Annotated in this window: 27 protein-coding genes; all 27 read left to right on the forward strand. The window is 54.6% G+C overall.

Annotated features, from left to right (window positions below):
- The first annotated feature begins 188 nt into the window (after positions 1-188).
- A complete protein-coding gene (locus tag EL633_RS35665) occupies positions 189-1,505 on the forward strand; it encodes a universal stress protein (protein WP_161982720.1) in 1,317 nt (438 codons plus the stop codon).
- Positions 1,506-1,598: 93 nt separating this feature from the next.
- Complete coding sequence (locus EL633_RS35670) at positions 1,599-1,967, forward strand: DUF6788 family protein (protein ID WP_126632084.1); 369 nt, start codon at positions 1,599-1,601, stop codon at positions 1,965-1,967.
- Between the two features lie 17 nt (positions 1,968-1,984).
- Positions 1,985-2,395 (forward strand): hypothetical protein, encoded by a 411-nt coding sequence (locus EL633_RS35675; RefSeq protein ID WP_126632085.1) that lies wholly within the window; start codon positions 1,985-1,987, stop codon positions 2,393-2,395.
- Positions 2,396-2,804: 409 nt separating this feature from the next.
- The gene (locus EL633_RS35680; RefSeq protein WP_126632086.1) at positions 2,805-3,635 is read left to right on the forward strand and encodes a hypothetical protein; all 831 of its coding nucleotides are present in this window, start codon (positions 2,805-2,807) and stop codon (positions 3,633-3,635) included.
- A gap of 80 nt (positions 3,636-3,715) precedes the next feature.
- The gene (locus tag EL633_RS35685; protein ID WP_126632087.1) at positions 3,716-5,134 is read left to right on the forward strand and encodes a hypothetical protein; all 1,419 of its coding nucleotides are present in this window, start codon (positions 3,716-3,718) and stop codon (positions 5,132-5,134) included.
- Entirely contained in the window at positions 5,131-7,470 is a 2,340-nt protein-coding gene (locus tag EL633_RS35690) for a DNA translocase FtsK (RefSeq protein ID WP_126632088.1), read from the forward strand. The genes EL633_RS35685 and EL633_RS35690 overlap by 4 nt, the downstream gene beginning before the upstream one ends.
- 205 nt (positions 7,471-7,675) lie before the next feature.
- Positions 7,676-8,602: a glucosaminidase domain-containing protein gene (locus tag EL633_RS35695; protein ID WP_161982721.1), complete on the forward strand. Its 927-nt coding sequence runs from the start codon at positions 7,676-7,678 to the stop codon at positions 8,600-8,602.
- 215 nt (positions 8,603-8,817) lie between these two features.
- On the forward strand, positions 8,818-9,252 hold the full coding sequence (locus tag EL633_RS35700) for a hypothetical protein (RefSeq protein ID WP_126632090.1): 435 nt from the start codon (positions 8,818-8,820) through the stop codon (positions 9,250-9,252).
- Positions 9,249-9,971 carry an RNA polymerase sigma factor gene (locus EL633_RS35705; protein ID WP_126632091.1) on the forward strand — a complete coding sequence of 241 codons (723 nt, stop codon included), beginning with the start codon at positions 9,249-9,251 and terminating at the stop codon, positions 9,969-9,971. Before EL633_RS35700 ends, EL633_RS35705 begins: the two co-directional genes overlap by 4 nt.
- A 120-nt stretch (positions 9,972-10,091) precedes the next feature.
- The gene (locus EL633_RS35710) at positions 10,092-11,219 is read left to right on the forward strand and encodes a phosphoadenosine phosphosulfate reductase domain-containing protein (RefSeq protein ID WP_126632092.1); all 1,128 of its coding nucleotides are present in this window, start codon (positions 10,092-10,094) and stop codon (positions 11,217-11,219) included.
- Positions 11,220-11,848: 629 nt separating this feature from the next.
- Positions 11,849-13,240, forward strand: a complete 1,392-nt coding sequence (locus tag EL633_RS35715; protein ID WP_126632093.1) for a hypothetical protein — start codon at positions 11,849-11,851, stop codon at positions 13,238-13,240.
- Between the two features lie 237 nt (positions 13,241-13,477).
- Positions 13,478-13,978, forward strand: a complete 501-nt coding sequence (locus tag EL633_RS35720; RefSeq protein WP_126632094.1) for a hypothetical protein — start codon at positions 13,478-13,480, stop codon at positions 13,976-13,978.
- A gap of 37 nt (positions 13,979-14,015) precedes the next feature.
- Entirely contained in the window at positions 14,016-14,291 is a 276-nt protein-coding gene (locus tag EL633_RS35725) for a hypothetical protein (RefSeq protein ID WP_126632095.1), read from the forward strand.
- A 35-nt stretch (positions 14,292-14,326) separates the two neighbouring features.
- On the forward strand, positions 14,327-14,542 hold the full coding sequence (locus EL633_RS35730) for a hypothetical protein (RefSeq protein WP_126632096.1): 216 nt from the start codon (positions 14,327-14,329) through the stop codon (positions 14,540-14,542).
- 230 nt (positions 14,543-14,772) lie between these two features.
- Entirely contained in the window at positions 14,773-15,222 is a 450-nt protein-coding gene (locus EL633_RS35735) for a hypothetical protein (protein WP_126632097.1), read from the forward strand.
- A gap of 6 nt (positions 15,223-15,228) precedes the next feature.
- Positions 15,229-15,477: a hypothetical protein gene (locus EL633_RS35740; RefSeq protein WP_126632098.1), complete on the forward strand. Its 249-nt coding sequence runs from the start codon at positions 15,229-15,231 to the stop codon at positions 15,475-15,477.
- A gap of 59 nt (positions 15,478-15,536) precedes the next feature.
- Positions 15,537-15,893, forward strand: coding sequence for a hypothetical protein (locus tag EL633_RS35745; protein ID WP_126632099.1), 357 nt, complete (start codon positions 15,537-15,539; stop codon positions 15,891-15,893).
- Positions 15,894-15,956: 63 nt separating this feature from the next.
- Complete coding sequence (locus EL633_RS35750; RefSeq protein WP_126632100.1) at positions 15,957-16,451, forward strand: hypothetical protein; 495 nt, start codon at positions 15,957-15,959, stop codon at positions 16,449-16,451.
- Positions 16,452-16,564: 113 nt separating this feature from the next.
- Complete coding sequence (locus EL633_RS35755; RefSeq protein WP_126632101.1) at positions 16,565-16,912, forward strand: hypothetical protein; 348 nt, start codon at positions 16,565-16,567, stop codon at positions 16,910-16,912.
- Positions 16,897-17,031, forward strand: coding sequence for a hypothetical protein (locus EL633_RS38010; protein ID WP_281275989.1), 135 nt, complete (start codon positions 16,897-16,899; stop codon positions 17,029-17,031). Before EL633_RS35755 ends, EL633_RS38010 begins: the two co-directional genes overlap by 16 nt.
- Positions 17,032-17,078: 47 nt before the next feature.
- Positions 17,079-17,315: a hypothetical protein gene (locus EL633_RS35760; protein WP_126632102.1), complete on the forward strand. Its 237-nt coding sequence runs from the start codon at positions 17,079-17,081 to the stop codon at positions 17,313-17,315.
- 185 nt (positions 17,316-17,500) lie between these two features.
- On the forward strand, positions 17,501-18,391 hold the full coding sequence (locus EL633_RS35765; protein WP_126632103.1) for a DUF5131 family protein: 891 nt from the start codon (positions 17,501-17,503) through the stop codon (positions 18,389-18,391).
- The gene (locus EL633_RS36890) at positions 18,388-19,272 is read left to right on the forward strand and encodes a DUF488 family protein, N3 subclade (RefSeq protein WP_161982722.1); all 885 of its coding nucleotides are present in this window, start codon (positions 18,388-18,390) and stop codon (positions 19,270-19,272) included. The genes EL633_RS35765 and EL633_RS36890 overlap by 4 nt, the downstream gene beginning before the upstream one ends.
- A complete protein-coding gene (locus tag EL633_RS35770) occupies positions 19,238-19,768 on the forward strand; it encodes a DUF1643 domain-containing protein (protein WP_161982723.1) in 531 nt (176 codons plus the stop codon). The genes EL633_RS36890 and EL633_RS35770 overlap by 35 nt, the downstream gene beginning before the upstream one ends.
- A gap of 89 nt (positions 19,769-19,857) precedes the next feature.
- The gene (dnaN, locus tag EL633_RS35775; RefSeq protein ID WP_161982724.1) at positions 19,858-21,030 is read left to right on the forward strand and encodes a DNA polymerase III subunit beta; all 1,173 of its coding nucleotides are present in this window, start codon (positions 19,858-19,860) and stop codon (positions 21,028-21,030) included.
- Positions 21,031-21,083: 53 nt separating this feature from the next.
- Positions 21,084-21,761 carry a hypothetical protein gene (locus EL633_RS35780; protein ID WP_126632106.1) on the forward strand — a complete coding sequence of 226 codons (678 nt, stop codon included), beginning with the start codon at positions 21,084-21,086 and terminating at the stop codon, positions 21,759-21,761.
- Between the two features lie 156 nt (positions 21,762-21,917).
- Positions 21,918-22,352 (forward strand): hypothetical protein, encoded by a 435-nt coding sequence (locus EL633_RS35785; RefSeq protein ID WP_126632107.1) that lies wholly within the window; start codon positions 21,918-21,920, stop codon positions 22,350-22,352.
- Positions 22,353-22,394 lie beyond the last annotated feature (42 nt).

The raw sequence follows: 22,394 nt of genomic DNA on the forward strand, positions 1-22,394 counted from the left end.
TTGTTCCTTGCAGAAATGATCAGATGGCCCTGTTAAGGGGATCACCTGACCATTTCTGTCTGCTTTATCATCGATCCACCATCACCTCAGTGCTGGGAAATAACAAATCTACACACCTTGACCGCCACCTGCACGGATCGTTCGTTGCGCGGGTGGCGGTGTTCATCTGCGAAACGAAAGGAGATCGCATGCATTGTGTTGACTGCGGAAGCTTCATTCCCCAGGGTCACGTTGGGCACTTTATCGGTGGGAACGTTCATCTGCCTGTATGTACGCGATGTACTCAGAAGGAACGAGGCGGACCACCGCCCATACCTCCGTGTCCAGTCGAAACCTTATATCCCGGGATGTATGTCGGTCATTTTTCCGACGAAAAGCTGTTGACGTTACTCGATTATGGGTCCGGGTCCGGCGAGATGCGCAGCGAATTATGTGGCCCCGATGACCAGAATGTTCTCTGGCAGATCCGTCGATTCGCAGGAACACTAACGCTGGGAATGTTTGAGTATCGCCGGGATGGCACCAAATACTATACCAGAAGGGATGGGAGGCAGAGCAGTATACGCCACTTCCAAGCCCAACTGAGCGAAAAGCATATCCGCCGTGATCAGCTTCGCTGGTTCCCCTGGTATTCCTACGATACCTACACCATTACAGGACCACCACCACTCTCCATGACCGAAGGCACGCCCACCCCCTGGGGAGAGGCAGAGAGTATCACTCATGTGACAGATGGTGTCTATTGGGTGAAGACAGGCGCACACGGTGGCTTCATGATTGCCGTTCACAGAGCTGCTCAACTCCTCTCACAGTCAGCTCTCACAATTGGCGCGCTCTTTGACCACTGGCTCTGCTATGAAGAGAAGAGCGCCGGCGCAGTCGTCATCTTCGAGCACCGCGAGTGGTGCCACATCTTCACAAACCCGGACCCTGTAGGCTTGGCAACAAGCATCATTCGCCGCTCTTACCCACAGTATATGCAGTTCATCGAAAGGGAAATGATGATACGCCTCTGGGGTTCCAAAACGAGGGAAGACGCTGATCTTAGCGCTGCCGTGCTGGGTGAAGATACTTCTGGCCAGACTATCGCAGTCGTCATCAGCGGCACACGATTGGATACAAATCTCGTCTCGCTGGCCTGCCAGATCGCGAAAACCGCCAAGAGAAAACTGATCATCATGTACATTCTCGTTGTTCCCCGCTCCCTCCCGTTGAAAGCAATGCTTCCCAGTGAGACTGAACAGGCCGATGCTCTGCTCACATCAGCATTGCACGTCGCCGAAAAGATTGGCTGCACAGCGGTAACGGAAGTCGTCCAGGCACGCGAGGCCGGAGCAGCCATCATTGAAGAGGTACAAGATCACCAGTGTTGCCTCCTGCTGATCGGTTGTGAGCGGCGGGGAACGGGGCAGGAGTGCGATCTCGGTGCCGTTCTTCCCTATGTGCAGACAAAGGCCCATTGCCGCGTCTGGTTTGTCATCGATCCACCATCCCCTCAGCGCTGATACCCATCAGTCCCACCACATGAGCAGAGTGCGAACGCGTGCCAAGCGTTATCCTCGGATATCGTCTCACCTAGCTTCTTGAAGGAGTCTCTCGTGACAAAACGGCCCATTGCACCCAACGGAGAACATGTCACCTATCAATTGCAATCCAGGAAATGCGGGAGGAAACCCTGCAAGACCTGTGAGCACGGCCAGGGCCACGGTCCTTACTGGTACGCCTACTGGCGAAAAAAAGAAAACGGTCGTGTGACCTCAGTCTATATCGGAAAACAGCTTCCGCCAGGCATCTCGCCAGCAGAGCAAGATGGCCAGTGCAGTGAGTCCGATCAGCAGGAGTGCATTGAGGCTCCTGCATCCTCGCGTCGAAAGCGCCAGCGCCGGCAGACTGGAACAAAGGCTTCTTTGGTCGCAGAAGACTATCAGGCCTCTCCACGGCTACAGCTTGCTGCGCTTTCGGGATAAATAAAGGAAGGAAGGCTTTGAACACAGTTGACTTTACGGAACTAGGAGCGTTCCGAGAGGGTTTGCCAGAAAGTGAACGTTTTGAGACGTTTCGTTTTTTTGTTGCTCGATGGGACATCGTGAAAGCACGCTACATCATCCAGAAGGCAAACAAGCCGGTTGGTTCGCTGAGAGTTGCGAGTGCTGCACGAGTGTATGGGTTGGATCGGCCACAAACAGAAGAGAGCGCAGTAGCAGTCGATGAAACACGAGGGATGAGTGAGACAATAGATACGCGTGTGCCCGTCATCCTCGCACTCTTAAAGGGTGCATCGTCTCCCATACTCATAGATGGATTGCATCGGCTGTACAAAGCCTATCGAGAAGGAAAAGAGACACTTCCTTGCTATGCTCTCACATCAGAAGAGGAGCAACTCTGCAGAATATGAAGTATGGGAGTTCCGTTACAGCGCTGCGCCTGGTGCTTCTCTTCTTTCGTACCTCTCTCGTAGATCGTCCAGGCTAACACAACACTGCCTCGTCCAAGCTGTGGGACCGCACCTCTGTGCGGATGTGAAAGTCGCGTTTCACACCATGAGGCACCACGCCTTCCGTCATCACCTCCTGGCATACCATCTTCCCCTGATCGGTGTTCTCAACGATACGACGTGCAAGGCGTTTTTTCACTCTCTGCTGTAGATCGTGTCCTGCCCACCATAAGAAAGGAGGTTCCCCCAGCAGCCAGATCCAGCTTACAGGATGAGCTGTAAACGAGCATCCTGCTCCACCGGCATCTCACATCACGAAGGCTTCGGCAGTGTGGATGACGGTACTAAGCCCTCACCTTCAGCATGATTCATGTTTCGCAAAAAAGGAGATAGCATGACGCAGAATACCGGCGGTTTCACCGTCCGCTCAGCACCTGGTTCCGCCTCAAATAACTACAGTGGAGGGGTACCTCCCTATAGCGGCCTGGCACCTCAGCCCCAGCAGACGGGCGGAAACAAAAAGCAGGGAACGCCCCAGGAACAGCTTGCCTACGAGGAGACAACGACGAAGATTAGCTCCCCGAAACGGCAGATGAACCTGGGACTGGCCGAGAAGTACACCGGCCTGGGCGCGAACGGCGTCCAGATCATCACCACGTTCTATAGCATCGTCCAGATCTGTGTGGGTATCCATGATACGACGCTGGCCACCTATGGCCCCTTCAAGGGGTTAGGGATGATTCTGAGTGGCAACCCCATCTACGCCCTGATCGGCCTGGTGATCGCCGTCGTGGCGCAGCTCCTGCTGCAAGCGGGATGTCAACGCATCTCCAAGCGCTGGAAAGCGGAGCACATCACGCAGCATCAGGACCAGCGCTTTGGGATCATCAAAGTCGCGCTCAATGATCGTGTCGGCCTCTTTTTCACGGGCCTGGGCTTCCTCATTGACGCCGTATCGGACCTCTCGTTCGTCTTCGCATTCCACATTCCCATTCACATCTGTTTAATCTTTGGCTTGATGATGAATGGAGCCGCCACCTGGCTCTATTATGACGGCGATGAGCGCTTCCACTCCGCCTACATGGTTTGGTGGCGGCTGGAAATGGCCAAGAGAGCCTGGGCACAGGCCGTCATCGAGAAAGCCCGCATTATGCAGGGGTTGACCAAAGACGGAAAGGCTCTTGCCCAGTACACACAGTAAAGCAGGCTCAGGCGGCCACCTCGTTCGCTTGGTGAGTTGTGGCCGCCTGAACGCCTTTTCACACAAAGGAGTTCTACCGCATGATGTCTCACGAACAACATCCCCTGGCCTACATCGGTGGGCTGGTTCTTGTTCTCTTTATTGGCTACATTCTCCTCTCGACAGGCATGGACATGGGCATGGTGATTGTTGTCATCATTGCCCTTGTTGCTGCCGGCATCGGGGGAAATATGCTGCTGCAACGATACAAACGCGTCGGAAAAGAGCATTTTTTCAACTCGATGGTTTCCAACATTGACCCAACATTGCCCCCACCCTTTCCTGAAATGGCGGACGAGTTGACCCAGGCAGCGGTCCCTTATCACATGCAGGAGCCGTACAGTGACGAGGAGGAAAACCTCTTCGGCGGTCGCATTCCACGGACACATCCTGGTTTCTACAGCGGGAAACAGCAGGGCCATATCACTACAATCACAGAGCACCCGCAACAAGAGTTGTCCGGGCCGGATGTACGTGGTGCGCTCACGGCTGGCGCTTCTCAGCCCCCACAACAGCAGCACGCGCTTCCTGAGTCGCATGAGTACGAGTTGCAAATTGGCGATCACGCCTACGTCGATGTCACACAGGCGTATGTGAATGCTCTGCTTCTCGACCCATCGGGCAACATTCCTCGCGTGCTGGCTGAAGAGCTGGCACTCAAGGGAGTGGCACAGCTCTTTATCGACGTGAGTGGGGACTACACCTCGCTATTGAACGAATTTCCCTACGGCTACCACGTGATCAGTCCAGAAGCCTATCAGCAACAAGAATCTGGTGCGAATACCCAGACCGTGGCCTTGAGTCAGTCCCAGGAGACGCAGGCGATTGATTTTGGTCACACGCTGATGCAATATGGCTGGCAGGTGCTCTTTGACTTTGCAAGCTATACCTCGCCAACCGAAGCGTCTATTGTCCTGTGGGGTATCATCGATGGCATGGCTGGCTGGGAGCGGAAACAGTACAAGCAGAGCAATCGCTACCTGCCAGCCGTCATCACCTTGACTGATGCCTACCGCCTCTGCCCCGACGACGACCGGCACAGCATCCACAAGGATAAGCCGGGGCTGGCACAATCGGTGCGCAAAGCCATCCTCAATCACCTCCAGAAACGTGGACAATGGGGACTACATTGGTACCTGGTCACTCGAAGGGTCACTGGTATGGACCCGGAGGCTCTGCAGCAATGTATTCTGTGGATTGTTGAGCATCCAGCAGCCGCAGAAGTCAAAACAGGGTGGTTAAGTGCTTATATGGGGATCGCCCCTCAGGAAATCGAGCGCGTCCCTGCAGGGCAGGCTCTGATCCTGGACCGAACGAACCGTGTTCCCCAATACATCCGCTTCCGTCACTCCCACAGCGAACCAAACAGGCAGACAGACGCATTGACGAATACCTTTAGCCTCCCGGCGATTACCAGGCAAAGTGGGGAGAACGCGTCGCTCCCTTTTCAGCAGCGGTGACAGATCCTGGTGATGTCACCGCTGATTCCGTCGATGAGACGGCCATTCCTATCGTCGAGGAGAACGAGACGGACACACCCGGCACCCAACCTAAACCTTTCAGTCCTGCGGAAAAGGCATGGGGAGCGGTGTTGTATCAATACCAGTCAGGCAAATTCTGGACGGCTCATGCACTGCGCTACCCTCCGAAAGAGGGCAACCTCATTCAGCAGGCCCTCGCCCTCGCTCTCATCCCCGATGGGAGTGGGCAACTGATGGCTGACCGTCGTGCCAAACGGCTGCAATTCTTCATCGAGGCGCTCCAACCATCCGAACGCTCCAGCTACGCGGAGCAAGCGCGTCTTCAGTTTGAGGAGTGGAGAGCGGTACGAGAAGAGCCATCGCCGTCCGAAGAGCAATTGGTAGTCGAGGTGCAGAAAACGGCACCTCCGATAGAAGTGTCCCCACCTGGCGTATCACCAGAGCCACGTGTTCTTCGTCCCTGGAAATTGCCCGAAACGTTGATCCTGCCCTCATCAGGCGAGGAGAAGCCGGAGGAAATCGCCCGCGTCATCGCGCGTCTGAAGCAGGAAAGCGACCAGAGGGCACAATTGTTGCAAGAAACCCTGGACAGCTTTGATGTAAAAGTCGAGGTCAGGCCAGAGGATATCTGCATCGGTCCATCAGTCGTGCGGTACGCTATTCGCCCGACCGGCATTCCGGCGACAAGGACGGATGAGCATGATAAATCCAAAAAAGTTGTGATACGTGATGGCAAAGGAAACATCACGTATAAAAAGCGCACCAAAGTCAAACAGATCATGGCGATGCAAAATGACATCGCTCTCTGGTTAGAGGCTCAATCGATGCGGATGGAGGCTCCTGTTCCTGGCCGACCATACGTGGGTGTAGAGATCCCAATCAAGGATCCGCGCAAAGTGACCTTTAACGAAATCCTGCGCACCAAGGAATACACCGTGCTGTGCCAGAAGACACGGTTGCCTGTAGCACTCGGCTGGGATTTGACCAATCGTGTCTGGGCCGTGGACATCCGCAAAATGCCTCATTTGCTTGTGGCAGGCTCAACGGGTGCTGGCAAATCGGTCTTCCTGAAGTCCCTGATTGCTGGGATCATCCGATACAACACCCCCGACGACGTTCGGATCGCGCTCGTTGATCCCAAGATGGTCGAGCTGGGCAAGTTTAAAGGCATTCCCCATCTCTTGTCACCGATTGTAGACGACATGGAAAAGGTCGTGCCTCTCCTGAAAAACGCGGTGGAGGAGATGCAGCGGCGGTACAAAAGCTTTTCAGAGTTGGGCGTCACCGAACTAGAAGAGTACCAGTCACTCAGAAAGGAGCGTATTGCCCAGGGAGATTTCTCCCTTCCCAATCTTCCCGCCATTCTCATCGTCATCGACGAACTGGCACAATTGATGATTACCGCGCCCGATGAAACAGAGTCCTACATCACTCAACTCACGCAACTGGCGCGCGCCACCGGCATCCATCTGGTGCTGGCCACCCAGAGGCCCTCAGTCGATGTCATCACCGGAGTGATTAAAAACAACCTGCGAACCCGTATTGCCTTCAAAGTCTCTTCTGCCATCGACTCAAGGACGATCCTGGACAAAGGGGGAGCCGAAAAGCTCAATGGTAGTGGCGATATGCTTTATATGGCGGAAGACAACAGCAACCCGGTGCGTATCCAGGCACCGTTCATCGCCAATATCGTGGTCGAGGCCCTGGTACAGTACTGGGTAGGGGAAAACATCCGTCATGCCACGGGAGATGAGGACGGCAATACCCTACTAGAGCCGGAGCAGCTCTTCCAGAGTATGCTGTGGGAACTTGAACCGATAGAAGGAAGCAAAGCACCACCACGACCGAAGAGAGACGTCACATTTACCGAAGAACAACTCTACGAACACTTGACGTCCTACCTGCTCAACGACATCATTCATGTCAACGGCACCGTTCTTCGCGGCACGCCGATTCCGATCCCGCTGAAAAACCTTTCGCCCGAAGATCGGTTGCTCGTGGCCGAGGCCGTGACCTGGCGAGGGCATCGAGGATCTGCTGAGACCCTGAATAAGAAGCTCAGTACGAAAAAGGGATCGGAGCTGCGTGACGCATTAGTCACCCGGGGTCTGATGGACCGCGAGACGCAGCAGCCGATTCGTCCATCCGAACGTCTCGCCCCACTTCTCATCGAGTGTGGCATTATCGACCCGGAGACATACGAGCGGATAGACACGAGCAACGAAGATGAGGAAGGAGAAGACGAAGAAAGCAGTGAAGCCCCAGAAGTCACAGACACCAGTGCTGGAGAAGAAGAGGAAGAAGTGCGTACCTGATAGATGGCCTTGTAGTGCGTCCCCTTAGTCCCTTCCTTATACAAGACGAGGCGCATGTCCCCGCTCAGCTCTCACACCTCGGCAAAGACACGCACCGCGCTGGTCTCGCGAGACCACAGTGCTAGTATAGCACAGCGTCGGCTTCTCCCCTCGTCTGGCCTCGATGAGGTATCACGTTCCTAACCTATCAGAAAGGTACGCTGCGATGTACGACCAGCATTTCTTTCCAGAGGATCAGTCCTATCCAGAGCTGGACGATCCTGCATTCTGGGGTGAGATCGCCTCCCAGGTGGACACGACCGCTCTGCTCTACCCACCGGTGCAAACGCCTCGCTATCCGTCTGACCCACAGCAGCCGTACCAGTATCCGACGACGGAGCGCCTGTGGTTGCCTGCACCACAACCCACGCAGACGGTTGTCGCAGTCCCTGCAGAAACCGAAGAGGAGATGCGTGACACAGACGTACAAGCGCCTGGTACGACAGGGCAACCCACGCAGACCCAAAAGCAGAATATATGGCTTCCCTTCATTCTGATCGGCCTGGCGGCCATACTGCTCTTGACGGTATTTGGCACCACAACCACTGGTTCCCGATTCATCGATACGACGCCGGAGGTGGCTGGTACCTGGAATGTTCACTGCCATCAAGGGACACCAGCAGGCGCGGGCGGCTCCTCTTCCATTACCGGTCCAGCCACTATAGACGCAGACTTTATCAATAAGGTTCTGGAGTACTACCACAGCCCAATGGCTGGTCAAGGACAGCTCTTCGTCCAGGTAAGCCAGTATTGTGGCCTCGACCCAGCGTTCGTGCTGGCATTTTACATGCATGAAAGCAGCTTTGGCCTGGGGGGTGAAGCACGCTACAGTCTCTCGCCGGGAAACTTGCGTTGCATTCCTGGCGTTAGATGCCAGGATGGATACGCCTGGTTTGAGAGTTGGCAGGACGGCCTGATGGTGCAGTGCCGCCTGCTGCGTAACCTGTACGTCGATGGGTGGGGCCTGACGACTCCGGAGCAAATCATTCCCAAATACGCTCCCGCCGCCGATAACAACAACGAAGCCGCCTATGAGTATGCCTTAGAGCATGCGGTAAGCACCTGGCGGCAGCATATCGTCGCCGTTTCCTAAATGGACATCACGTTTTCCAGGCCGCATCATACGGTCACTCAGCAGTTTCTTCCCTTAACCTCGCTGTGTTCTCTTTGCCTTACTGAACACTTCTGCAAGCCGGCGACTTGGGCGAGGTGCCGCGCTCTTGAGCGCTTTTTGTCGCACCCTTGAAGCATTGTCATTCGTACCACCGTCCCCGTAGCAGTTTCTCTTTTCCTCGAAAGGCACAGACAATGCAAATGACGACCCACCAACCACCAGGAGGGCCTGACACCCCTCTTCCGAAAGCGATACTTGATCTACTGGTCATCAATGCCAGCAACCTGGTTTATACGGACGAGCGAATTAAGATATTCCGCCGCATCCAGAACCTTGTAAAAAATACCGTAAGAACAGCCAATCGGCGCGGTCTCTGGCTTCTTGTTATGACGCATTCCAGTCAGGAGCGCGATCTCGCCTACCATATGACAGAGACGATGACCGGCTGGTGCCAGGGGGTACGCGCCGTTGAAGAACAGGATAGCGAAACGACGGCGCGAGCGGCGCTGGCCTTCCATCAACTCCACTTTCCCGATGTGAGCGAAGCTGAGCGATCATCCCGCATCCTGATACTCGGTAGCACGAGGGAGGTGGTGCTTTCTACTCGGTGCAATGAGGGCAGGCCATGATTGAACAGCAATTCCCACCTACCTTCTATGAGCACCAATCGCCAGAAGCGCTGTCGATAGCGACCCTGAGCAGGCTGTGCGCGCATGAAAGCCGCAAGTTTCTCAAGAAAGAAACATCGGATGATCGCTACGGCCTGGAATTGTTTCGCCGCGCCATCGTCAACCGCGACGAAACCGCCTGGAGCTACCTTTATCAGCAATACGCACCACTCGTGCTCACCTGGGTCTCCCAGTACTATACGGCGCGCCCACACGTCGAGCAAGACGGCTATGCATCGCTGGTGAATGCGACCTTTGCCAAATTTGCTCATGTGGTGACGCCGATGAAACTGGGCAACTTTCACCTACTGGCGGAAGTGTTGAAGTACCTAAAGCTGTGCGCCCACTCCGTCGTCACCGACGAGGTTCGCACTCTGCAGAGCAGATACAGCGAGACCAGCCTCGACGACGTTGAGCATGAGCCAAGGACGGACGATCCAACCGACAATGTAATTTCGGCCCTCGCTGCACAGGGATTGTGGGAGATCGTGCAAGAAGAGTTGCATGGCGAAGAGGAGCGTGTGCTCATCCTCGCCTATATCAACGGGTACAAACCCGCAGAAATATGGGATCGGCACCGTCAGCTCTTCCCTACCGTTGACGACGTATACCGGATCAAGCGCAATGTCTGCGAGCGCATGCGTCGTAACCGACGGGTGCTGGCAATGTGTCACCACTAAGGTATTCTAGCGGACCCCTCCAAGAATGGGAAAGAGAACCAGACGTTTTTCCCATTCTCTTATTTCCCTCAGCTTTTTTCTGAATTCACCGTTTTTCCATACGAGAAAAGAGGTAACCGTATGTCATGGCCTGGCCTCTCTACAGACCACACCGTTGCAGACCTGATCGAGCGACAGATGCCCATTGCCGCTTGCCTTTCTGGAGGCATTGACGGAGCGACGGCTGCCGCATATGCGGTCAACGATGTGCGAGCACAGGGCTATCGAGGCCCCATTATTGGGATACATAGCGATCTCGGGCGCGTCGAGCACCTTGATTCGCTGCCACAGTGCCAAAGGCTTTGTGATCACCTGGACATAGAACTGGTCGTTGTCCGCCGGCAGTCCGGCGATATGATGGATCGCTGGCTTCAGCGCTGGAGAGACAATCTGGAAAGATACGCACAATTGCTGTGTGTCAAGGTGATACTCCCATGGAGTACGGCCTCCATGAGATTTTGTACGGCAGAGCTAAAAACAGCCATTATCTGCCGTGAACTTGTTCAACGCTTCCCCAACCAGACGATTCTCCAGATACTGGGCATCCGCTGGGATGAAAGCCCGGACCGTGCCAAAGCTCCGATCTGTGCGCCACAGCCAAAGTTGTTCAGCAAGACACAAGGAACAAGTGGGTACTCCTGGAACCCTATCTTGCCCTGGGAAAAAGAGCAGTGCTTCGAGTACCATCGAGCGCACGGAATTCCCATTCATGAAGCGTACGAACAGGGAATGTCGCGCGTTTCCTGCGTTTTTTGCATATTGGCGAAACTCGCAGACCTCATCGCAGCCACCACAAACCCGGCCTACCATGACCTCTATCGCGAGATGGTCATGTTGGAGATCGTGTCTACGTTCAGCTTCCAGTCCGCGCGCTGGTTAGGGGACGTTGCACCGCACCTGCTTTCAGAGGAAATGCAGTGGGGGCTGACCGAGGCCAAACGAAAAGCCGCGCTTCGCACCGCTGCTGAAAAGCGCATTCCCACGCACTTGCACTACACACGCAACTGGCCGACCGCGATGCCCACCTGGGAAGAGGCAGAGATGCTCGCAGCAGTACGCTGCGAGATCGCCGAGATTATGGGAATCACGATTGGCTATACCAAACCGGACGCGATCAGGGACCGCTATAGCCAGTTAATGGAAGAGAAAATCAGGAGAGATGAAGAGAAAGCACGGGCAGAGGCCAGGAGAACACTCAGAGTCGCATGAGTCCTCCAAGTGTTCAGTCTACAGAAGTCGAGGAAGTCATGACGCATCAACTAAGAGGAACGCCCTCATCCAGACCGCGAACAGCGCTTGTTCCTAAAGTCTGGTGTGTACAGTGCGTTCGCAGAGCGCGGAGCGTTCCCCGTCGCGCGGTCATTGTCCTGGGGACACAGTATCTCTGTAGGCACTGCGCCTGTGCCCTTGCCATACAACGAAAGGCACGACAAAAAGGCACGGACCCCTCATCAACTTTGCAGAGACGATAGGAAGGCGAGAACATGTATACCAACGGCCCTCCGAACAGTATCGTAGAGTATCCACAGCTCTTAAAAAGGAGGTAAAGCGGAAGAATATCCCTCCCTACATCTGACCCTTCAGTTTAGGCTTTCCCACCACTACAGCGCGGCGTTTGCACTCGCATCACCACAACGCATGGTCAACGCGCACCTGGGCGACGACACTCCCTGTGCCGTATCTGCTGTCTAGTAGAGGCGAGCAGCATCCCGCCGTCACCGTTCCTGTAAAGCGAAATCGTCATTGATCGCCAACACACGCTTCTCTCATGTCGTTATAACACGCCGCCCGATACGAACCATCGGGCAGTTCTACACGTTTTCACAGGAGATACTACCATGATAAAACCGTCGATCCTTACTGAAGAGACGCCTACCCACGAAGAGCAAGATGAGGCAACACAGAAGTATACGCTACAGGATGAGGGCAACCAGGCCAACATGACACAGGATGGTCTCCCGCCTTCCTCAGCCGTCGTCGAAGCAGCTGCGCCCGCGATCACCCTGAGCACGGGTGAGACACTGCAACGGAGGCTCGACGGCAGTGTCTCTATCGGCGAGTGGCCTATCATACGGGTCACACCACACGGTCTCCCGACCCAGGTCCGTTGCATTGTACAGTGCCCCGATGAAGGAACGAACGAATACGATATTGCCGCCAATGATTTGTTGCTCGTCTCCCTTGAAGGTTCTGGTATTCGTAGAGAGGCTGAGGCTCAATGGTTCTCAGCCTACACCTACGCGAAAAGCATGCTGAAAGGGCTCACCACCGTCTTTTCAGAGACCGCAGTTGGTTCTGCCCTTCCCTACTCCTGGGGGGGCCAGGATCTTCTAAAGGCGATAACGCAGGCAGAAGAGGTGGCCTCGCTTTTTCCATCTCAGTTCCCCGATGCAGCCTCGTTGTTCGCAGCCAGCGTGTCTCTGCAAGAAGTCATCACCGCCATAACGAGCAGTTGCGAACAACGAGATATCGTTCCGTTCCTGGCCAGTGTGATGGGAGGCCAAGCATTCCTGGAGGTCTTCTCTCAACTGCAAAATGCGCGGCTCCAGCTCCCGGTAATCCAGCAAAACACCGCTCCCACGCTTCATGGGCCCGATCAGGCTGTAAATACCTCTGCCATCGACCAGCAGAATCAGGTCTCAATCATCCGCAAAGAGGATGAGGCCGAAAGGTTGCACGGGGAGATCGTCGATAATAAAAACCCTCTGACACAACTCTTCCTGGCTATGATCCTTGGAGCAACCTCGTTTTTAGCCATTGTGCTTCAACCAAACGTCGCCCCATTTACGGCGTGTCTGTTGCCCCTTGCAAGCCTGGCGATTGCGTTCAAAATCGCGGCCTACGACTTACGGCCAGGACAGATCAATTTCTACCTGCGGCGTGTCTTGCTCTCACCCTGGGAGATCATCCGTCGCATACTCTTTGATGGAAGTCAGCCGTCAGAACAGGAGCTGACGGTGCTCCGAGAACAAAACATCGTCATCACCGAGGCCTTACTCCAGGCGGCAACCGCGTTGAAACCGCCGTTTCCAGACATGCAAAGTACAGCCAATCGACTCGCAATCCTCATCTTTGAAGGTGCGGCTATTGGTGTCCTCATCGTGCGCGGCATAGATGCAATTGCTCAGCGGGACATTGCCTCTCTCGCCCAGGCACTTCTTGCGCTGGCGATCAGCAGTATCGCAACGTTTTACAGCTTTAAGGTACTCAAAAGGAAGCGCGTCAGATAATCCTTCCCTATCAGGGCTTTTTACCATAGGTTGGTTCCTCGACCACGGCAGCTCGCGCTTTGTGGGCTGTCGCAATGGGGGAAGCAACGATCCCACCAGGTACACCGTCACCAAGGGAACCGCCAGGAGGCGAGCCTACCAACGAAGAAGGAGGATACACTCATTCCACAAGAACGTACAGCACACAAAAAGAGGGAAAAAGTTCCCCCTAAAAAACCAAAAAAGGAGGAGATTCCTTTGCAGGAAAATGATTCGGCACTTGCGAACTTACTCAATGCTCCGTTTGACTCCCGGTACACCAGGCGCATTCTCGAAATACGCTTTCCAGTCCTGCTGTACCTGCTGGTGGATGAACACAATCGCTTTCGACTTATCGCGCGACCTGGCCTCCCTGGTGGCCACTTTCAGGTCGGAAAGCTCAATAGCGCTCGCAAAGAGTGGACTCCGGTTTCTCAGCAGGATGGACTCGTCTGGGAGTCAAAGCAGGAACGCGATTGCATCCTGCACCGTATTCATCGCCGACATGGAGCGGATCTGGAAACGGCCTTTATTCAGCATAATCCGACCTATACCACGCTGCACGGGGTCCAGGTCGTCAAGTCCATCGATTTGATCGAGGTGACCCCCTTGTGGGACCCGAAACTGGCCTGCCAGACGTTGACCTGCAACCTCATGGTGCAATGCGGCTGTCCACTTTACCAGCAGCTCCTAGACACAAGGAACTACCATTGGGCATAAATGCCTCTTATTCTCACCGATCCTGGGAGGACAATCCATGACAAGACAACTAGGCCGATCCGCGAGAAAGTCACGCTGGGAAAGTTGGATCGTCCTGCCAGCAATGATGATCTTTGTGATCCTCAGCCTCTGTACCTGGTGGTGGCTACGCTGCCGGGGAGTGAAGATCTCCCCCGAAATCAGATGGTACGACCTGTGGACAGGTGTCTACATCCGTCCACGCAAACCCGGCGAAACAACGCTCCACCTTTACTGGTGCCCCATTTGGTGCATCGCCATTCATTTCGAGTATCCTTTGCAAAATAAGCAATAGATCATTCAAAGGAGTTTCTCAAGGAGAATAGACACATGAGCGACGCATTTTCACCAGGGCAATGCTCTCTCGGATACCTGAAAACCCAGATTATCCACCTTCGTTCATCTTCAGAACCACAGAACGCGCAGACAGTAGCAGTGCTCACTCTGTACGAAGAGGAGCTGCGACGACAAGGCTGGCAAGTTCTTATCAGTGAAGAGGGCATTCCTTCATTTCAGCAGGTCACTAGCCTCGTCATGGCGAGCTAGTTCGCGCTCTTTCATAGAGGAGCAGGAGAGGCAAGCATTCCTCCCCCTCAGCTTGCCTCTCCCAAAACAGCAGATCGTGTGCGACATGAACCAGTTTCCGTAGAAGCGGATGCTGCGGTGCAACTCCCAGCCTGGTGATTTCCTATTGGCCTTGTAAAGCGTAATGGTACAAATAGCGGAGGCCAGCGTCAACTGGCCCCTCATCAGCCAAGAAAGGACTGACCTTTATCATGGCTCGCCCCCCCATTATACCGCTCACTCCCGGAGATTCCTATCGTAGGTTTTCATTGATGATCGAGCATGCGAATATCGCGCTCCTGCCTGCGGAACACGAGATGAGAGTGCATACCACGTCGGGATGTTTTAGCATCGTACATCGGAACACCGGACACAGTGCCGGAGAAGGTACCTTTAGCCTGGATGCTTTGCCCGTGATCCTGGTGCTCCTAGAGCACTGGCCTTCCTATGTCCAAAATGACAAGCTAACACACGCATTAGGAAACGCCACAGAGAGTGACGCAGATCCGCATCCCGTCGGTGAACAGTTGGATCGTGTGCGTCACCTGATCGCGAGCAACCGTCCAACGTTGCAGCAGGTTGGTCTCGATATTCTGCCTATTGATGAGTTGGGATACAAGTTCGGCAGATATACTGAACCCCACATGGGCCACCAGGAGTAAGGTTCAATGCAACAGACACATACCCTTGGACAACCCAGTCCCGACGAAAAAGCGCGCCGTCAAGCAGCGTTCGTTCCAGGGCGAGCGGTTCACGTTACCAGCACGTACTACGGCCCGGATCTCTTCGGTCATACAGGAACAGTGGTCAGCATTGACCCTCACTCACTCTACCCTTACAACGTCGCGGTTGAAAATGTCCCCGGTTTTGATCGCCCTGTCATACGCAGTTTTGACTGGTACGAGATTGATGTCTAAAAGAGACGCACTTACCGTGAGCAGAGTCGGCGCAACAATACTGCCTAAAGGAGTATGAGATGGCCCAATGGATTCGGGTGATTAACGAGCTACCTATCGTAGAGGTAAAGCCTGGTGGTAGCAAAGGATTTAGTGACGATGAACTCGTAATGCTTATCGGCACCAATGAGCCAGCACAAATGTTCCCTGGAGATGATGGCTTGACGGTGCTACTGTTTGACGAAGAGAGCAGCGATCCCGTGAATGAGCGGGCCTGCACCTTGCTACAAATCCCCACGGCGAAAAATCTACGCGAGCGGATTATTGCCAACGGGAAGCAACCGGATGAGGAACTGCTAGCGAGGTCCGATGATGAGCGAGCCTGGGAGATCAGGGGGAATGTTCTCCTGGCTCGTGTGAAGCAGAAATCAAGATAACCAGTGTTTCCTCTCTATTGATGAGTCAACCAAAAATCTCGGAGCATCCAGAAAGGTTGGATAATGAGCAACACCACATCTTCTTACATACAGGCAGGTGCAGCGCTCCTCGCAGCCGCGTTGCGAGACCCTGCGCCTATCCTGGATCTGGTGACAATTTGGGATTTCATGAAAGTCGTGCAGGCGGCAGTGAGCAACCTAACAGAGGAGGAGAAAACCAGTTCGCTCTATCAAGAGCATGTTCGCTGTTATGATCGCATTTATCGGCTCCAAACTGATATGACCCCTGTTGGCGAGGATCATATGCAACTGGGAGAGCTGCTCATTGAGGCACTTGCCGCTTACGCAGAGCAAGCAGCAAGCCTCTTGCCATTGCTTCTCGAACGATGTGACTCTTCCGCTGCCCTGGCATCGTTGCAAGAAGCATTTACCAGCGTGATGGAACGCGCAATACGCGAAATCGAGGAAGTGCCTGGCGGACCGGCTGTGCAACAGGCGCTCACAACCTTCAAAGAGTGGGCCGAAGGCGAACAGGTGAATGCGCTCCGCCTTTCTTGATCGGTCTGGTCACGGCAATGACCGGGGAAACAGCACTGACATAACAAGCCATCTTTTCAGGACGCTGGTTTTCCAGCCGTTGTGAGAAGATGGCGTTCCTCAAGAGGTTACGTATGAAAGCAACGAAACGACCGTTGCCCACACCCTGGACCGCAGATACTGCGGTCCTTCATTTATATGGAGCCTGGAGCAATCGAGGGCTGGTCAGACTTCATGAGATGGAGCTTCCTAATCCGAGCATGGTTCAGGCCCTCCTGTCCTTGTGGGAGCATGAGCGCCAGCAGAGAGGGGACCCGGCACACGAAAAGGTGGTCAGTGGGGTAGTGACTGGTCTTGGTACCTGGCACCTTCATCAGAGGACGGATGGCACAGGGACGATTGTGATTGAACCTGAAACGAAAAATAAAAGAAGCGATCCCCTCGACCAAACAAAGGAGAAATGGCTATGGCAGGAGAAATGAGCCGTGAGGAGTTCCTGCACGTTGTCCTCCTCATTCCTAGGGTGTTGGCCGACCATCCGTCTTCCCTCGTCGGCCAGATTCATGCCTGTCCCTCGCCAACTGGTGAGAGCCAGGCATGAGTCTTTTGAAGACTCACCCATTTTCAACGAAAGGAGGAATTCCGCACATGCTAGGAGCTGGTGAGCAGCGAAGCGAGGTTGCTCGTCTTCTGAATCAGATCACTCAGGAATACGAGGCAGCACAGCGAGGACTCTCTGGCCTCAACCAAGGAACGGCCCAGCACGAGTTTATCACGGCTCGTATGGAGCATATGAGTGAGTTGCACTCGCAGTTAGGCGAAATCGTTGGGGCTGATGCAGCAACGGCAATGGTCGCACAGACACTTGATCAGTCTCCGCTGTAGCGGGGGTGCCAGGGAGGATGCGCGATGCCAGATGTTTGCCACACGGGGCAGCGCTGTCATCCTCTTACGGCAGAATATCGCCCCATTATAACACAAGGGAGGTAATATTCAACACTTGATTTTTGCATAGCAGTAGTACAAGATACCATAGCATGTGCGTGATACGCACACAGTGAGGACATCGAATGAGCGATGGTACAAATATTGAATGGTGCGATGTGACCTGGCCGCTTGTAGCTGGTTGTCGCAAACGCTCACCTGGTTGTGCGCATTGCTGGGCCATTCCTATGACCTGGAGATTGCAGCATAATCCCCTTACTCCGCAATACCATGATGCTGTTGAAAAAGTTATCCGTGACGCTCAAGGGAAGCGTGTACAGGTTCGCGCTGGTCAACCTGGCACACTCCAGTGGACAGGAGCCATCGTCCCCCTTGAGAGCTACCTCGAATGGCCCAGAACAAAGAAGTGGAAAACAGGCTCGAAGGTCTTCGTCTCCAACATGGCCGATCTCTTCGATCAGGATGTCCCCGATTCGTTCTTAGAACGGGCCTTCCGCGTCATGCTCGAAGAGAGCCAGTATACGTATCAGATTTTAACGAAAGAACCAGGGCGGCTCGTTGACTTTGCTCCCCGCCTCTCTGCACTCGTTGAAGAGTATGGCGGCTCAGGCACACAGTGGCCAGCACACCTCTGGTTCGGAGTATCCATCGAGAACCCGGCGATGTACTGGCGTATTCTCGAACTGATCAAGGTCCCAGCTGCGATCCACTTTATCAGCGGTGAACCTCTGTTAAAGCTGCTGGCAAACATCCCGCTTGAACATATTGAATGGGTGATTGCTGGCTGTGAGTCAGGACCAGGGGCACGTCCGATGGACGAAGCATGGGTGGAACAACTCCTGCAAGACACCAAGAGGGCAGAGGCCGCGTTCTTTTATAAGCAAAAGCTCAACGAGTATGGCCACAAGGTTTCGCTTCCGTTACTCCAGGGGCGCTCTTGGGCGGAATTCCCCCAACCGACCACCGTGTCTGCTGCCCACGTAACGCTCGTGCAGGCGAATGGTCAAACCCTATGAGTATACCTTCTCCTATCATTTACCCGGTTGGGTATTCAGCTCGCTACGCGCTCCAGCGGGTCGATACCCTGATGCAACAACCGCACGTGAGACTCGTTGACCTTCGCTGCAACCCGACCTCCCAGTTTTCCCAGTGGCGCAGGAAAACCTTAGAGCGAGTCTACGGAGCGGCCTATTACTGGGCGGGGGCGTCGCTGGGCAACCGGAACTATGACAATGATCTGCCCATCGAACTGCTCGATCCAGAACCGGGAATCGCGCGCCTATGTGAGTTCTTGCAGCAGGGGGATCGCCTCATCCTACTGTGCCAGTGTCCTGAATATCGAGTGTGCCATCGAGCTGTCGTCGTCAGATTGCTGCAGCAGGCAATGCCTTCTCTCCAGGTCGTTCAGCCCGAAACACTTCCAGAAGTCCAGGGGTACTGGGGGCTCTCAATACGCCCTCCCTATTCCTATTGGCTTGCCAACCCAACTCGCCTGATGGAGCTGGGCCTGCCGCCGAAAACACTGGAGAACCGGGGCTGGACAACGCGCTTTCGGGGAGAGATTCTGCTCCACTCTGGCACCACCGTTGAACCAGGTGCATTTGCTTACTGGAAGCGCATCATCCCTGGACTGGAGTGCTTGACACCTACGCAGGGATATCCAAGAGGAGCCTTCATAGGACGGGCGCGACTCGCCGATGTTGTCACCAGCAGTAGGGATGTCTGGTTCTGTGGGCCATACGGATTTGTCTTAGAGGATGCACAGCCCATCGAACCCATCCCATACCCAGGGGCACTCAAGATCTTCGAGGTGCCCCGATCTATTATTGATCAGTCGCACTCAACACAACGCAGAGAAGCACATGAAGCCAACACAGTTGTCGCTCATCCCTCCTGAAAGAGACGGTGACGCGCTTATCACTGGCCAGTATCGCTACTGGTTGCGGCGCTGGTGGGGATCAGGGCAGGAAACCTTGCTCTGGGTGCTGCTCAATCCCTCCTGGGCCAATGCGCAGGAAAACGATGCCACGCTGAATAGACTCATCGGGTATTCGGTGCGGGAAGGATATACACACTTAGAAGTCGTGAACCTGTTCGCGTTGCGCAATAGCGACCCAAGAGCCTTGCTGGTGGCCGAAGACCCAAAAGGCATGGACAACGATCTCCACATCGTCGAGGCGAGCCGCCGGGCACATAGGATCATTGTGGCCTGGGGCAATGCGCCATTTCGACCACGAGATCGCTTCAGCACACGGGACCGCGAGGTGCTCAACTTGCTGTATCCGCGCCCTTTATGGTGCTTTGGCACCACCCAGAAAGGGGGTCCACTACACCCGTTGTACCTGAGCCGCGACCGGCCACTCGTGCCCTTCCCTTATCCCCCACATCCGTAATACAAGCCGTTCTCATGAACTGTGCCGAATGCAGGCAACACGTTTGCGTTGCCTGCCATCTTTTCTTGTGTCTCGAAAGGAGCCATGACGTGAAAGTCTGTTGTAAAAAGGCAGATATCGCCAGCGGCCTGGCTATGGTTGGACGTGCGACCTCCAACCGAGCGCTGCCCATTCTCTCAACCATCAAGATCACTACAGAACAGAACCGTATCCTCTTGGAAGCGACCAATTTGGAGCTGGGAGTCCAATGCCGGGTCGATGCAACCGTCGAACAGCCCGGATGCTGTGCTCTTCCAGCCCGCCTTCTCACCGATTTTATTGCGGTGTTGCCACACGAAACCATTACTATCGAGGTATCAGAAACGCACGCTGGTACGATTACCAGTGAATTGAGTGAAGCGGAGATCATTGGTATGGATCCCAACGAATTCCCCCGCTGGCCTCAAGCTGACGAGAACGAGCTATCGCTCCACCTTGCGGCACAAACCATCAAAGAGATGGTAACAGATGTCGCCTTTTCGGCCTCAACTGATGACGACCGCCCTGCTTTTACCGGTATCTGCATCCAGGTTGGGCGCAACGGCGAGGGAAAGATCACCTGCGCCGCAGCAGATGCATACCGCCTGGCCGTCCGCAGCGAAGTCCTGGAAGGCGACGTGCCAGAGCCAGTAGAACTGGTCGTACCAGCCAAAACGCTCAAAGAAATCGCCACCCTGTTGCCCACTCAAGGCATGGTCTCTCTCACCGTCACAGCCGGAAAAAAACAGATTCTGTTCCAAACCGATGGTGTGAGTCTTACATCCAGGCTGATGGACGCAGCATATCCCAACTTCTGGCAGATGGTGCCAGACAATTACAGCACGCGATCCGTGGTAGAAACACGATTGTTCGCGCCCGTGATCAAAGCTGCGGCGCTCTTTGCCCAGGACGCGTCACACACACTGACACTCAAACTTCGACCTGCCACTGGCAAGATTACCGTTTCCGCCTCGGCAGAGGGGATCGGAGCAAACACAAGTACTCTTACCGCAACCTATTCGGATCCTGTTGAAGACTTCACCATGCTCTTTAATGTCCGCTACATCGCTGATGCGCTTGCAGCAATGAGTAGCGTGCCAGAAATTGCCCTGGAGCTGCACAACGCAAACCGGCCAGGCATTCTCCGACCAGTTGGAAAGAAAGATGTCCTCTACCTGGTCATGCCGATGCAGGTCAAGCGGGAAACAAAGTCGCGCCCAGCCACCACTACTGCCACATCCTGAGCATCCATACGCATTTCTCCACCTCTCATCTGTAATGTGAAAGGAACAGGTCTATGACTTTACCCGAAGAACCAGAAGAGCGCGACGCTTCAGATGACGCTGAACTGGAAGAGGAGGATACCGAGCAATCGACAGCACAAGATCCTACAAAAGAGGAAGCCGCTGAAACGCCGACATCTTCCGACGTACAGGAGTCTGCGCCAGCACCGCTCCCGCCAGTACAGGTCCCGGATCGCTACGAGATCCACCGCTGTAAACTGAGCTTCTCAATCACGATGCTCGAAGATGATGGTCATCCTGATGGTCGCCAGGTGCTCATCGGCGTGCGCAACGACGAGGATGTTCCGCTGACTGAACTGGTCCGCGCTTCTGGCCTACCGACGCTTCTGCCAGCACTTGTCACGTTGCAAGCGCGATTAGAAAGCGACCTGCCGCAGCGGCAAGAGACAATGCGTCTCACGTTAGAAGATGCGCGACGCAAGCAAGCAGCAAAGACTACACCCAAACGCGAAGCAAAGCCGCGCCAGACGACCACTCCCCCTGTAGCCACGATGCCAGCCGCGCCACAGCATGAGGAGGTTGTGGTAGCTGAACCGCCACAACCCGCTGTAGCCGAGGAGAAGGCGGCGGCGCAGGCAGCTCAAACGACAGCAAAAGCAACAAAAACGAAACATTCGACACGGCAACAAGAAGATGAGAGTCCATTTGAACAAATGACACTCTTTGGATAGTTTGTTTCAATCCCCAGCAGGTTTCCTACCAACCTGCTGCTCAGCCCTTTCTAAGGAACGAGCCAGAATGAGGATCACACAGAGTGTTGGAGGCAAGCGAGATCTGGCTCTTCCCTGAAATAGTCGTACCATGCTGCATGAGAAAGGATTTCCAGAATGGCAACCGTAAAATTTGAAGGTCGCGCGATCCCGATGGATGATGCTATCGCGGGTAACGACGAACTGCTGAAGCAGGCGTTGCTTCCCCACCTCGGCCCCGAGATCGCCAACGCGACGGTCAGCCGAGAGCAGAAAGAAGGCCAAGCGATGGTCGTTACGCTCGTGAAGAAAGCTGGCCCCAAGGGGTCCAAAGTGCTTGACGCTTTGATCAAAGCGCCCGAACAGGTTAACCCTGTCTTCGGGCTGGCCTGGATGATCCAGTGGAACGAAGCTCGTGGCACTATACACTTTCTTGATGTCATGGACCTTCAGCCAGCCATCGAAGCTGCACTTCAGGTTGGTGAACATGAAGAGAAACACACATCCAGAGCCGTCAACCGGCTTAAAAAGGCCGATCCCGCCATTTCGCATCAGATCATCGTAGGTTTCTGAACCAGGAAAGGGGAAGCATGGAGACCTCGTTGCCTCCATGCG

Source organism: Dictyobacter alpinus, assembly GCF_003967575.1.
Lineage (GTDB): Bacteria > Chloroflexota > Ktedonobacteria > Ktedonobacterales > Ktedonobacteraceae > Dictyobacter > Dictyobacter alpinus.

Excerpts from the sequence above, each read along its gene's own strand:
- EL633_RS35665 (WP_161982720.1), top strand. The coding sequence starts at position 189 with ATGCATTGTGTTGACTGCGGAAGCTTCATTCCCCAGGGTCACGTTGGG.
- EL633_RS35680 (WP_126632086.1), top strand. The coding sequence starts at position 2,805 with ATGTTTCGCAAAAAAGGAGATAGCATGACGCAGAATACCGGCGGTTTC.
- EL633_RS35685 (WP_126632087.1), top strand. The coding sequence starts at position 3,716 with ATGATGTCTCACGAACAACATCCCCTGGCCTACATCGGTGGGCTGGTT.
- EL633_RS35695 (WP_161982721.1), top strand. The coding sequence starts at position 7,676 with ATGTACGACCAGCATTTCTTTCCAGAGGATCAGTCCTATCCAGAGCTG.
- EL633_RS35700 (WP_126632090.1), top strand. The coding sequence starts at position 8,818 with ATGCAAATGACGACCCACCAACCACCAGGAGGGCCTGACACCCCTCTT.
- EL633_RS35705 (WP_126632091.1), top strand. The coding sequence starts at position 9,249 with ATGATTGAACAGCAATTCCCACCTACCTTCTATGAGCACCAATCGCCA.
- EL633_RS35710 (WP_126632092.1), top strand. The coding sequence starts at position 10,092 with ATGTCATGGCCTGGCCTCTCTACAGACCACACCGTTGCAGACCTGATC.
- EL633_RS35715 (WP_126632093.1), top strand. The coding sequence starts at position 11,849 with ATGATAAAACCGTCGATCCTTACTGAAGAGACGCCTACCCACGAAGAG.
- EL633_RS35725 (WP_126632095.1), top strand. The coding sequence starts at position 14,016 with ATGACAAGACAACTAGGCCGATCCGCGAGAAAGTCACGCTGGGAAAGT.
- EL633_RS35730 (WP_126632096.1), top strand. The coding sequence starts at position 14,327 with ATGAGCGACGCATTTTCACCAGGGCAATGCTCTCTCGGATACCTGAAA.
- EL633_RS35735 (WP_126632097.1), top strand. The coding sequence starts at position 14,773 with ATGGCTCGCCCCCCCATTATACCGCTCACTCCCGGAGATTCCTATCGT.
- EL633_RS35740 (WP_126632098.1), top strand. The coding sequence starts at position 15,229 with ATGCAACAGACACATACCCTTGGACAACCCAGTCCCGACGAAAAAGCG.
- EL633_RS35745 (WP_126632099.1), top strand. The coding sequence starts at position 15,537 with ATGGCCCAATGGATTCGGGTGATTAACGAGCTACCTATCGTAGAGGTA.
- EL633_RS35750 (WP_126632100.1), top strand. The coding sequence starts at position 15,957 with ATGAGCAACACCACATCTTCTTACATACAGGCAGGTGCAGCGCTCCTC.
- EL633_RS35755 (WP_126632101.1), top strand. The coding sequence starts at position 16,565 with ATGAAAGCAACGAAACGACCGTTGCCCACACCCTGGACCGCAGATACT.
- EL633_RS38010 (WP_281275989.1), top strand. The coding sequence starts at position 16,897 with ATGGCAGGAGAAATGAGCCGTGAGGAGTTCCTGCACGTTGTCCTCCTC.
- EL633_RS35760 (WP_126632102.1), top strand. The coding sequence starts at position 17,079 with ATGCTAGGAGCTGGTGAGCAGCGAAGCGAGGTTGCTCGTCTTCTGAAT.
- EL633_RS35765 (WP_126632103.1), top strand. The coding sequence starts at position 17,501 with ATGAGCGATGGTACAAATATTGAATGGTGCGATGTGACCTGGCCGCTT.
- EL633_RS36890 (WP_161982722.1), top strand. The coding sequence starts at position 18,388 with ATGAGTATACCTTCTCCTATCATTTACCCGGTTGGGTATTCAGCTCGC.
- EL633_RS35770 (WP_161982723.1), top strand. The coding sequence starts at position 19,238 with ATGAAGCCAACACAGTTGTCGCTCATCCCTCCTGAAAGAGACGGTGAC.
- EL633_RS35780 (WP_126632106.1), top strand. The coding sequence starts at position 21,084 with ATGACTTTACCCGAAGAACCAGAAGAGCGCGACGCTTCAGATGACGCT.
- EL633_RS35785 (WP_126632107.1), top strand. The coding sequence starts at position 21,918 with ATGGCAACCGTAAAATTTGAAGGTCGCGCGATCCCGATGGATGATGCT.